Source organism: Listeria grayi (assembly GCF_900638015.1).
GTDB lineage: Bacteria > Bacillota > Bacilli > Lactobacillales > Listeriaceae > Listeria > Listeria grayi.
The window spans coordinates 2,464,095-2,476,302 of sequence record NZ_LR134483.1; the positions used below are offsets into that span (position 1 = coordinate 2,464,095).

Sequence of the window (12,208 nt, forward strand, 5' to 3'; positions counted from 1 at the left end):
GTATCAAAAAAGACGCGAGATGTATTATATCTCACGCCTTTCTATTATTTTGTTTTTGGCAAGTGGATAGAAAAAGTCGTTCCCTCTCCTTCAACACTTGCTACTTCGATTCTTCCGCCCAGCTGTTCCGTCAAATGTTTCACGATCGAAAGTCCCAGTCCTGTTCCCCCGGAGTGCCGGCTGCGCGCTTTATCCACACGATAAAAGCGTTCAAATACTCGCTCGATCTCTTTAGCTGGTATTCCAATTCCATTATCTGCTACCGTAAACAGGACTTCATGCGTGCTTTCTTCCACATCAACTTTCACTGTTCCATTTTCCGGCGTATACGCCACCGCATTGGAAACCAGATTGATGATGATTTGTTTCAATTTGTCATTATCCGTTTCGATTGGCAGTGGTTTAGCTGCATGCGGTAAGACTAAATCAATGTTTTTTTGCTTGGCTGATTCGGTCACTGTCTGTGCTGCTTCTGTGATGGTCTGGTAAATATCGACCACTTCTTGATTGATAGGCAAGGCATGCTGCTCGATCCTCGATAACGCTAAAATGTCTAAAATCAGTCGATGGAGCCTGTCGCTCTCATCTTTCATGATGCCTAGGAATTTTTTCAAGAGTGCTTCATCATACATCGCGCCATCCAAGAGCGTTTCCGCAAAACCTTTGAGCGCAGTAACGGGTGTTTTGAGTTCGTGCGAAACATTCGTGACAAATTCTGTCCGAACATTTTCCAAATGCTTGATTTGGGTGATATCATGTAGCAGCAGGATCAATCCGGTTATCTCCCCTTGATCAGTCAGAATCGGCGATACGTTGGCGTCTAATGTCATCTCTTTCGGGAAATATAGCGTGATCTCTTCGCGTTGTAATGATTTCGTCTGAATGGCTGCTTCTACTAATTGGGTAAGTGCAAAGCTTTTGATGACCTCGTAGTAATATTTACCAGCGATAGAAGGTGTATCAAGCAACTCGTACATCATTTTATTTGTCATGATGACCATCTTGTCATTATTTATCAGCATAACACCGCTGACAAGATTTTGGAGAACCGCAGTCAAACGTTGTTCATTTTGCTTGATTGCCTGCATTTGTGATTCCAAGCTTTCTGCTAAAGCATTGACACTTATAGCCAAGTCTTGGAGTTCCCCACTCGCACGGCCTCGGATACGGCTGTTATAACGATGTTGCGCCAGGTTTTCAGATACTTCGATGATCTCTTGGACCGGTTTAGTTACTCGTCTTGCAATCCACAAGCTAATTAATGCAATAATGATGATCGCTACTCCAAAGACGATCGCTAAGTTTTCCCATAATTGAAAAACAGCTTTTTCGACCGAATCCAGCGATACCGATACTCGAACCACACCGGTGATCTGGTCATTATGCAGGATCGGAACAGCTACATACAACATCCCATAGCCCAATGTATGACTGCGATGTGTTGCTACGCCTAGATCTTCGCCACTTTTTAAAATCGCTCGAACTTCCGGCCGATTAGCATGATTTTCCAGTTTAGCAGGATCTTTTTTCGTATCCGCCAGCACTTTCCCATTTTTATTGATAACAGTGATACGAGCATCGACTTTTTTGTTAAAAGGCATGAGTTGCTTCTGCAATGCTGCTCCATCACCTTGCAGATCTGTACTATCTTCAAGACGACTTGACTCGATCAAGATACGTGCATCATCCTGCAGCTCTTTTTCCTTATTTTCAATATATGTAGTCCGAATAAATTCACCGGAAACAAATCCGATGCAGACAATAACGATAAAGAACAGACTGATAAAACTGACCCCTATCTTCATCCATAACTTTTTCATTATTTCATATTCTCCATTTTATAGCCGAAGCCGCGGATCGTTTTGATGTAAAGCGGACGTTTCGTATCCGGTTCCACTTTTTCCCGCAAATGGCTGACATGAACATCAACGATCCGTGTTTCCCCAATGTAATCATAGTTCCAAACCGCATCAAGAAGCTGATCACGAGAAAATACCTTACCTTTGTTGGTGGCTAGGAAAAGCAGCAGTTCGAATTCTTTCGGAGTAAGTTCTAAGAGTTGATCTCCGCGGTAAGCTTCATAACTCTCGGGGAAAATGTGTAAGTCTCCAATCGTTAATTCCGCCGCCGGGCTTTCGGTTTCCTCCGCAGCTTCCTTTCGGCTTTCCGTTCTGCGCATGATCGCTTTGATTCGAGCTACTACTTCACGCGGGCTGAATGGTTTTGTCAAATAGTCATCGGCCCCAAGCTCTAGTCCGATGATTTTATCCAGTTCTTCATCCTTCGCCGTTAGCATCAATATCGGTACATCGATTTTTTCCGAGCGTAATTTTTTAGTTACTTCGATTCCGTCCATTCCTGGCAGCATCAAATCAAGTACGATCAAATCAGGCTTTTCAGCAATGGCTAATTCGTATCCTTCTTGCCCGTCAGAAGCTGTAATAACCTCGAAACCTGCTTTTTCAATATTAAATTGTAATAATGTTACAATCGAAAGTTCATCATCTACTACAAGGATCTTCGTCATATCGGTTCTCCTTTATTCGTTCTTTTACTAAAATATAGCATGAATTTACAAATATGGTACCGAAAACACTTATTCTTTACACAAACTTAAAAAAAGTCGGTACTTATCATTTCCCCAGATAAGCACCGGCTTTCTATTTCGGTTCCACTAATAAAACGCCTAATTCATAAGACTCATTTTCATAAAGCGCCGTTTGCTCGATCCGCGGCTCTTGCTTCGTATCCAGTACTTTAAGCTTGCAGAAAGCGCGGTTGAGATTAAGTGCGGCGTAAAATTGTTCCCTATTCGCCACTTTTTTGCCATTCACTTCGACGATTTTATCGCCTGCTATCAAATTCATTCTTTCCGCTGGTGATCCTGCTTTTGCGCCTAAGAGCATAAGACCATCTGCTTGTGGAGCGTAGCGTTTTGGTAAATGTCGATCACGTCTGGTCTGCATGATTGAGATTACGATCCTACCGATGATCGCAACAAGCGCTGCAGCCAATGTAAGGATCGGCCAAACAAAGCTCAACCCGGCCAATATTGCTACCACGATCGCCAGTAACAAGACACGTTTCGCTAATCTTCTCACAGCTTGAACAGGCTCTTCCCCTTGCACCTCCATTTGATACCCGAAAGCAAAAGGAACGATCACTAATGCGAAGGTATGTGACCCGATCGATAAGACCGGCCACCAGTCAAACAGGCCTACAATGACACTTCCGGGGATGAATAAAACGACCGGAATAAACCACAATTTTTTCAATTGGAAAGCACCTATTAATTTGCCACGCCGGCTTTTGCGTAATGTCGGCATGTTTCCTTTGCGCTTCGTCACAAAAATCAGCAATGCTTCCGCGAAGAGAAATACACTCAGCAGCACAGTCAACGAGAGCATCAACGGATCCTCCAAAACTGCCCCTTTTTTACTAGGGAATCCTATCAATGCCGGAATCTCCCATTTATTGAACAGTAAAATGTAAAAAAGCAAATTCGTTACACCAAGTAAGATCGCCGCTGAATGCAATCGGAAAGCAAATATCAGCAAACTGATGACACTTACGCAGTTGAACAGCACGAGCCATTCATATGTAACGGTTCCTCCAACCACGATACTGATAATGGAAATCATCAGTCCAACTAATAGTCCGTAGCCAAATAATCGTTTCAGTTCTTGCCCCGCAGGAGCGATCCCCACGTGGAAATATCTTCGTTCTTGTCTTACGCGTCTATAGCCTACTAGCAGCGTAGCCAACACAGTAATATAGAGTACTGGCTGCATAAACAATCTGCCGATCATTGCGAGAATTTCTATCCATAAGTTCATGCGGATTCCAGCCTTTCTTTTTTATAGTATAGGAGATAATAACCGACTTACCGCTTCTTTGAATTTGATCCAAAGCGAACGGCTGACATAAAGTTCCTTTGTCAGTTGATAAGACTTCAAGATATCTTCCAAATAAATATCCTCTAATTGCTGTACCAGTTTTTTATCATAAATAAAAGCATTGACTTCAAAATTCAACCGGAAACTTCTAAAATCCATATTGGCAGTACCGACAGAAGCGATCTCGCCGTCGACTACCATTGTTTTAGCATGGATGAAGCCATTATCATAAATAAAGATCTTCGCACCAGTTTCAATAAGTTCACCGACATAACTCGTCGTTGCCCGATATACGAAGGCATGATCCGGCTTATTAGGGATCATGATGCGTACATCTACGCCAGATAAAGAAGCAATTTTCAGCGCTTCCAACAAACTCGCATCCGGAATAAAGTAAGGCGTTTGCAGATAAATATATTTTTTCGCCGAATTGATCATTTTGATATAACCGTTCTTGATCTGCTGCCAATCGGAATCTGGTCCGCTTGAAACGATCTGCATGCTAGACTGCCCTTCTCCGTAGAATGCTGGGAAATAACGGGATTTATAATCTAGTTTCTGCAGCGGCTTCGCTGAATTCCAATCCATGATGAACCGCGTTTGCATCGCATAGACCGCTTTTCCACTCACACGCAAATGTGTATCGCGCCAATAGCCGAATTTCTTCGCTAGTCCGAGGTACTCGTCCCCAATATTGAACCCACCAATATAACCAGTCTTTCCATCGATGATCGCCAGCTTACGGTGATTGCGATAGTTCAGTCGGAAATTGATAAGCGGAAATTTAGAGGGGAAAAACGGATGCACTTCTCCGCCATTTTTCACTAATTGTTTAAAAAAAGATTTCTTTGTTGTTCTGGAACCCATTGCATCATAAACGACCTTCACGTTTAAGCCTTGAGCTGCCTTACGCTCCAGTACTTCCAAAATACGTTTCCCTAAATTATCCGAGCGGAACGTATAATATAGCAAATGGATATGATCGGTGGCATTTTCCATATCGCGCACCAATGCATCAAATTTTTCGTGTCCGTCGACAAAAATATCGACATCATTATCTTGCGTTAAAATTGCCCCATCATTGACAAGCAGTAAATAAATCAAATCACGATGTTTCTTAACATTGTCATCGCTGAATGGAAATTCTTTCTGGCGGATCAAATCGATTTGATTCGCGGTCGACTCTTTCAAGCCGATTTTTTCCTGACCTTTCCAATCAAATATTTTTTTCCTTGATAACTTTCTGCCGAATATCAAATAGATGAGAAACCCCAATATTGGAATAAAAGTCAATACTAGAAGCCATGCCCATGTCGCAGATGTATCACGTCTTTCCAAAAAGACAGTAACGGCTGCAAAGAACACGTTCAGCACTAATAAAACCACTAAAAACAAAGCTACTATCCCCATTGTGTTCCCCTTTCCCTAATTATAACTGTTCCTTTTATAATAGCATAAAATAATATCATTATGTTAAAACTTTCAGAAAAACAGTTTCGTGTTTATGCAAAAAAATGGCCCTTTGGATCAAATAACATCCAAAAAGCCATTTTCCCGATTTTTTATAGATACGGTGCAGGATTGACCGGTACACCATTTTTATGGATCTCAAAATGCAGATGCTGACCAGTCGCTTGACCAGTCGCTCCCATGATCCCGATTTCTTGGCCTTGGCTCACGTGCTGCCCTGCTGTCACCTTTAGGCTTCCAGCTTTCATGTGTCCGTAAAGCGTTTGATAGCCATTGCCATGATTGATTTCTACGACATAACCATAACCGCCATAACCACTTCCGGAAACTCCAAATCCAGCAAAAACCACTGTTCCAGAAGCTGCTGCATGGATAGGAACCGTTCCGCCTGTGGCGATATCCTGTCCTTTATGCGATTCATGCTGACCAGTTACTGGATTAGTCCGATCGCTGAATGGCGATGTCAGCATACCAGCAGCTGGCTTAATAAACATACCATTACCACTGTTATCCGCTGTTTTTTCCGTGCTGCTGGAAGATGAGCCTGCACTACGCGCAACCGTGTCATGCTGTTGGACAGTCTGCTGTTTAGATTCATCAGCTGCTTTTGCCGCTTTCTTCTCTGCTTCTGCTTGTCGTTTTGCTTCAGCGATTCGAGATTTTTCTGAAGTAAGTGCTGAAGCCACTTGCGATTCTGCTTCATTTAAAGAACCTTTTTGACTTTCTAAAGTAGCTTTTTCACTTTGTGATAAATGTTTTTTCTTCGCCAGGTTTAGGATCAAATCGTTTTTTTCTAATTTTTGACTTTCCATGTTATTTCGAGCGATCTTGACCTCTTCTGCCAGCTGTTTCACTTTTGCAAGTTGTTTCTTTTCTTTTTCTTGCGTATCTTTCAAATCATTCTTATCTCGATTTTGCTCATCCATGATCGTTTTATCAGCTTTCACGATTGTTGTTACGATTCCAACGCGGTCGATCAGATCACTAAAATCATCCGAATCCATCAAGAGGGATAAGTAATTATCTGCTGTTCCGTTTTTTTGCAACGTCCGAGCGCGCTCATTGAGTACTTCTTGACGTGCTTTGATTTCTTTTTTCAAAGCTTGGATCTTATCCGCGATTCGTTTGATCTCTTGTTTTTCTTTTGTAACCGCTTCTTGCTGTTTCTTTAATTTTAAATTCGTTTTTTCGATATTCTCAAGTAATTCATTCAAATCCTTGGAAGCATCTTTCTTTTGTTCTTCTAATTTGTCGATTTCCGATTGTTTTTCTTGCGTTTCTTTATCTAAATTCGATTTTTTGTCTTTAATAGACTCCTGCTTTTGCTCCAAATCACCTATACTGGCAGCTTGTGCGTTAAAAGGCTGAAACATAAGTCCAACACTCAAAAAAGCAAGCAATCCAATATGTAAAATCAATTTTTTCATAACACGTTCCTTTCTATTTTGCCGAAAAATAAAAAGTACCCCTGAAAATTCGCAAAGGTACTTTTCTATTTTTAAAATTCACATTAATTGGTCTTACTTATTAGAAATTTGCTACGCGACCGTAACCAACTAAATATTTAGCCCAATATCCGCTTGTGATGTTATCGTATTTTACGCCATCATTTTGCGCATTGATCATTGTTCCACCGCCAACGTAGATCCCAACGTGAGCGATTCCTCCACCGTAGCTGAAGAATACTAAGTCACCTGGTTTGGCTTGGCTTGCACTGATTTTTGTTGCTGCGCCATATTGTGCACCAGAAGTTCTTGGAAGAGAAATTCCAGCGGCACGGAAAGCATGTTGTGTGAATCCAGAACAGTCAAATGCGTCTGGTCCAGTTGCTCCTAAACGGTAGCTCTTTCCTAGTTGTGCTTTTGCATCTGCGATCATTGCTCCGTAACCTTTTCCTGCTGGAGCGCTCGAATTGTCGCCGCCTGAGTTAGATGAAGAGCTTGTATTGCTAGTGCTTTTTGAATTGTGTGAAGCGCTTGAGTTAGAAGAGCTGTTATCGTTGTTAGAAGTATGTGTGACAGCAGGTGTATTATCGGAATCATTTTCTTGTGTTGTTGCTACTGCTTTGGTTGCTTCTTCTAATGCTTTTGCTTTTTCTTCTGCTGCTTTTGCTTGCTTGTTACGTTCGCTTACAAGACCAGCTTTTTCGTTTTCAGCTTTTGCTTGTTCAGCAGCAATGCTAGCTACTAAAGCTTCTTTTTTCGCTTTTTGGCTTTCAATGCTGTTTTGTTCTTCTTCGTATTTTTGAATAGCAGTTTGTTGTTCCGCTTGTTTTTCTTTTACGGAATCTTGTTTCGCTTTAAGTTCGTTCACATCTTTTTGTTGTTCTTCTAATATTGATTTGTCAGAGGAAACTAATTGATTTACAGCAGATACACGGTTGATCAAATCAGATAAGTTTTCGGAATTGATAATGATGTCCACATACGTATTTGAGTTAGAAGTTTTTTGCATCGCACGTGCGCGTTCTTTTAAAACTTCTTGGCGTTGTTGGATACGTTCATTGATAACTTTAATTTGTTGGTTCAATTCTTTTAATTCTTTACTTGTTTGATCGAATTTCACTTGTAAAGATTTTGCATTTTCTTTAGTTTTTTCGATTTTAGTAATCAGATCAGATAATGTACTTTGTAAATCATCCTTTTTAGATTTCAAACTATCGATTTTGCTGTCTTTTGCTTGGATATCCTTGTTGATGTCCGCAAAAGCGTTTGTTGTGAACGCTGGTGTTAAACTAATGACTGCTGCAAGTGAAAGTGCTACAAATGCATTTTTTTTCAATTAATTTACCTCCTAAAGCTCCCTAGCCTTATTGTTTTATTTTCGTTTACACGGGTATATACCTACTATTAAAATTAAACTTTCAAGAATCTGCGAATGGAAATCGCGCTGCCCCAAATACCGATAACAACTCCGATAGCGATTACTAGACCGCTGATCTCATACGCGAATGGCGTCGGTGGTAATAGTGAAAGTGAACTGCTGGCTAATTTTGGATTTACGATACGATACGTATTGATATATCCAATGAATGTTAGGATAACCGGAATAATTGCTCCGATGAAACCTAGCCAAGCACCTTCCAAAATGAACGGCCACCTAATGAACCAGTTTGTTGCGCCAACTAATTTCATAATCTCGATTTCTCTTCTTCTAGAGAAGATAGCGATCTTGATCGTATTCGAGATCAGGAACATGGCTGTTAGTACCAAGCCGATACTTAAAACGATTCCACCATATCTTGCCCATTTAAGTGTGTTAAATAATTTATCAACTGTTTTCTTACCATAATCGACATTGTCGACATTTTTCAGTTGGTGGATCTCTTCGGCCACCATTTTCGTTTGTTCTGGTTTTTCAGCTTGAACCACAAAAACATCATAAAGCGGATTGTTTTGTTTGAAGAGGTTGAAGTTTTTGCCATAGAAGCCAACTAATTTTTTAAGTTGTTCTTCCTTCGAAGAAAAAGTGACTTTTTCAACTCCATTAAGCTGCTCGATTTGATTTTTCAATGTATCTTGTTCTGCTTGTTTCGCGCCGAGACTGATATGTACATTGATTTGTACGTTGTTCTCCACATCGGATGCAAGTTTATTGACGTTGAGCAAAATCGCGAAAAACACACTCACTAAGATCAACGTAACAGTTACTGCACTGGCTGCCGCAAATGTCATCCAGCCATTCCGATAGATACTCTTGAAACTTTCTTTGACGTGTCGCCCAAATGTTCTAAATTTCATAGCCATATTCTCCTTGCTCTTCATCCCGTACGATTCGTCCATTTTCGATGGCGATAACACGATGTTTCAATGTGTTCACAATTTCTTTATTGTGCGTTGCCATTACGATGGTCGTTCCGCGATTGCTGATTTCTTCCAAGATATTCATGATCTCCCACGAAGTATCCGGATCCAAGTTTCCTGTAGGTTCGTCAGCTATCAAGACTTTGGGCATGTTGGCTATTGAACGGGCGATAGAGATACGCTGTTGTTCTCCACCTGACAGTTCATCCGGCAACATCCGAACTTTATGTTTCAAGTTTACTAAGTCCAGCACTTCCATGACACGTTCCTTGATAACGGCTGGCTCAGCTTCTACTACCTCCATTGCGTAGGCAATGTTTTCGTAGACGGTTTTGCTTTGGAGTAATTTGTAATCTTGAAAGACAACTCCAACGTGTCTACGAAGATATGGCACTTCCCGATTTTTCATATTGATCAGGTCAAAAGAATCTACTCTGATATTACCTTTCGTTGCACGTTCTTCACGATAGATCATCTTGATAAAAGTAGATTTCCCAGCTCCACTTGGTCCAACAACATAAACAAATTCACCTTGTTTTATATGTACATTGAGTCCGTTCGCAGCTGTAATGCCGTTTGGATATTTTTTATATACATCTTCCATGAGTATCATGTTATCACCTTGCTATGCCTTTCCTTTTTAGATTACTTAGCAATGCAAACCTGAGTTCTAGAAAGATATATATGTCTGCAGGGCATATCCCTGCATCACATGCTCCATTATACCATTCTAGTTTTTCATCTATAGGTTATTTACATTACAGTTATATGTCGTGCTTTACATTGACTGATTGATTTGTAACAAGTAATTTTTCATACTTTCAGAGCGGAACTTGGAAATTTCCACTGGTACCAATTGTACATGTTTTTACTAAGAATTAACATTACAACCACATTAAAAATGATTACAGTTGCTTCTCCCTTTTTTCGGGTAGTTATCGCGACTATAAAAAAAGCTTGAGACCATTGCGGTATCAAGCTTTTTCATTATAATGTAAATCCTTCTCCTAATACTTCGCTGGCGCTCATGACCACGACAAAGGCATTCGGATCGATTTCTTTGATCACTTCTTTTAAACGGGTAAATTCTCGTTGCTCGATCACGCAAAGCAGGATCTGCTTTTCATCATCTGTATAACCACCTTGCGCAGATAATCGGGTGATTCCGCGGTCGATTTTATAAAGCACTGCTTCCCGGATCGCATCTTGATTTTCTGAGATGATCAGGACAGATTTCGACTGATTGAGACCTACTTGCACCAAATCGATGGTTTTACTAGTTGCGTATAGCGCAACTAACGCATAAAGTCCAGATTCCACGTCAAAAACAGCCATAGCCGTAACCACCACGAAGCCATCGATGAGCGCGACACATATACCTAAGGATAGATGCGTGTACTTATGCAATATTTGTGCGACAACATCTGTTCCGCCTGTCGAAGCTTTGCCACGGAAAACGATTCCCAATCCTGCTCCGACCAGCACGCCACCAAACAGAGCAGCAACGAGTGGCTGATGTGTCCACGTATCGAAATGCTGCGTCAGATAAACGAATAGTGGCAGTAGCATCGTTCCCACAAATGTCTTGATCCCAAACTGATAGCCCAAAAACAATACGCCTGCGATAAAGAGAGGGATATTAAACGCCCATTGAATAAATGCTGGTGTCCAGCCCGTAAGCGAGTTGAGAATCGTGCTTATCCCGCTTACACCGCCCGAAGCCACGTGGTTCGGTAGTAATAGCGTATTAAAAGCAATCGCAATTATAGCTGCTCCTATGATTACATATATATATTCCATCCATTTGGATACTATCCTTGCAGAGGACTTTTTACGACGTTTTTTATTCATTACTTACTCCTTAATTTATCTTTGAACGCAAGTAGGCGTTGATAAAGTCATCGATTTCCCCGTCCATGACAGCTTGTGTATTTCCGGTCTCGACTTCCGTGCGGTGATCTTTGACCATCGAATAAGGATGGAAAACGTATGAACGAATTTGACTACCCCATCCGATTTCTTTTTGTTCACCACGAATCGCTGCAAGTTCTTGTTCTTTTTCTTCTTGTTCTTTTTGGTATAGCTTCGTTTTTAGCATTTTCATTGCTTGTTCTCGGTTTTTCAACTGTGAACGCTCTGATTGACAAGTAACCACAATCCCCGTCGGCAAGTGAGTCATCCGAACAGCTGAATCGGTCGTATTGATATGCTGTCCACCTGCACCAGTAGCACGGTAAGTATCGATTTTCAAATCTTCAGGGCGCACTTCGATCTCGATATCATCATTCAATTCCGGCATCACATCTACCGAAACAAACGATGTATGACGACGGCCTGAAGAATCAAACGGCGAGATCCGTACTAAACGATGAACGCCTTTTTCTGCTTTTAAATAACCGTAAGCATTCAATCCTTTGATCAGCAGAGTGACACTTTTGATCCCAGCTTCATCGCCAGCTTGATAATCCAACATTTCAACCTTGAACCCTTTTTTATCGGCAAAGCGCTGATACATACGCAGCAACATCGATCCCCAATCTTGTGATTCTGTGCCGCCCGCGCCTGGATGAATTTCTAAGATCGCATTGTTTTTGTCATATGGCTCGCTTAAAATCATTTTCAATTCAAAATCTTTCAGTTCGCGGACAAACGTCTGCAACTCTTCTTCCACTTGCTCTTTCAGATCGGCATCTAGCTCTTCCCGTAAAAGCTCTAAGCTGACTTCCAGATTTTCCTGTTGTTCTTCTAATTGATGAAACGCTTGATACGTGTCTTTTAATCCATTAGCTTCATTGATGACCGTTTGAGCTCCTTGTTGATCATTCCAAAAACTCGGATCCAGCATTTGATCTTCTAACTCGGCAATACGGGCTTCCATGCTTTCTAAGTCAAAGAGACCCCCTAAAGTCTTTGATTTGTACCGCCGTTTGTTCTAATTCATTACGAATATCCGCTAATTCCATTTCTATTTTCCACCTTTTGATTGTTATTTTAGGTTGCATACAGAAAGCGCCTTTTCTAAGGCGCTTTTCTATGTCG

At 41.2% G+C, this 12,208-nt stretch carries 10 protein-coding genes; all 10 read right to left on the bottom strand.

Annotated elements, in window-relative coordinates:
* Nucleotides 1-44: 44 nt before the first annotated feature.
* The 10 genes from pnpS to prfB all read right to left on the bottom strand — a co-directional run bounded on the left by pnpS (nucleotide 45) and on the right by prfB (nucleotide 12,132).
* Nucleotides 45-1,820 carry a two-component system histidine kinase PnpS gene (gene pnpS / locus EL241_RS12105; protein ID WP_036105639.1) on the bottom strand — a complete coding sequence of 592 codons (1,776 nt, stop codon included), beginning with the start codon at nucleotides 1,818-1,820 and terminating at the stop codon, nucleotides 45-47.
* Nucleotides 1,820-2,527: a response regulator transcription factor gene (locus tag EL241_RS12110; RefSeq protein ID WP_036105637.1), complete on the bottom strand. Its 708-nt coding sequence runs from the start codon at nucleotides 2,525-2,527 to the stop codon at nucleotides 1,820-1,822. Before EL241_RS12110 ends, pnpS begins: the two co-directional genes overlap by 1 nt.
* 133 nt (nucleotides 2,528-2,660) lie before the next feature.
* Nucleotides 2,661-3,836 (bottom strand): S1C family serine protease, encoded by a 1,176-nt coding sequence (locus EL241_RS12115; protein WP_036105634.1) that lies wholly within the window; start codon nucleotides 3,834-3,836, stop codon nucleotides 2,661-2,663.
* A 21-nt stretch (nucleotides 3,837-3,857) separates the two neighbouring features.
* Nucleotides 3,858-5,306 (bottom strand): cardiolipin synthase, encoded by a 1,449-nt coding sequence (gene cls / locus EL241_RS12120; protein WP_036105632.1) that lies wholly within the window; start codon nucleotides 5,304-5,306, stop codon nucleotides 3,858-3,860.
* Nucleotides 5,307-5,458: 152 nt separating this feature from the next.
* Nucleotides 5,459-6,784: a murein hydrolase activator EnvC family protein gene (locus tag EL241_RS12125; protein ID WP_382310983.1), complete on the bottom strand. Its 1,326-nt coding sequence runs from the start codon at nucleotides 6,782-6,784 to the stop codon at nucleotides 5,459-5,461.
* A 109-nt stretch (nucleotides 6,785-6,893) separates the two neighbouring features.
* Complete coding sequence (locus EL241_RS12130) at nucleotides 6,894-8,147, bottom strand: NlpC/P60 family protein (protein WP_003758866.1); 1,254 nt, start codon at nucleotides 8,145-8,147, stop codon at nucleotides 6,894-6,896.
* 74 nt (nucleotides 8,148-8,221) lie between these two features.
* Nucleotides 8,222-9,106 carry a permease-like cell division protein FtsX gene (ftsX, locus tag EL241_RS12135; RefSeq protein ID WP_036105629.1) on the bottom strand — a complete coding sequence of 295 codons (885 nt, stop codon included), beginning with the start codon at nucleotides 9,104-9,106 and terminating at the stop codon, nucleotides 8,222-8,224.
* The gene (gene ftsE / locus EL241_RS12140) at nucleotides 9,096-9,782 is read right to left on the bottom strand and encodes a cell division ATP-binding protein FtsE (protein WP_003758860.1); all 687 of its coding nucleotides are present in this window, start codon (nucleotides 9,780-9,782) and stop codon (nucleotides 9,096-9,098) included. Before ftsE ends, ftsX begins: the two co-directional genes overlap by 11 nt.
* A 374-nt stretch (nucleotides 9,783-10,156) precedes the next feature.
* A complete protein-coding gene (locus tag EL241_RS12145; protein ID WP_003758859.1) occupies nucleotides 10,157-11,020 on the bottom strand; it encodes a YitT family protein in 864 nt (287 codons plus the stop codon).
* Nucleotides 11,021-11,030: 10 nt separating this feature from the next.
* Nucleotides 11,031-12,132, bottom strand: a protein-coding gene (gene prfB, locus EL241_RS12150; protein ID WP_126320625.1) for a peptide chain release factor 2 whose coding sequence is annotated in 2 segments (ribosomal slippage) — nucleotides 11,031-12,059 and nucleotides 12,061-12,132 — 1,101 coding nt in all. Because the reading frame shifts where the segments join, the coding sequence is not laid out codon by codon here.
* Nucleotides 12,133-12,208: the final 76 nt, after the last annotated feature.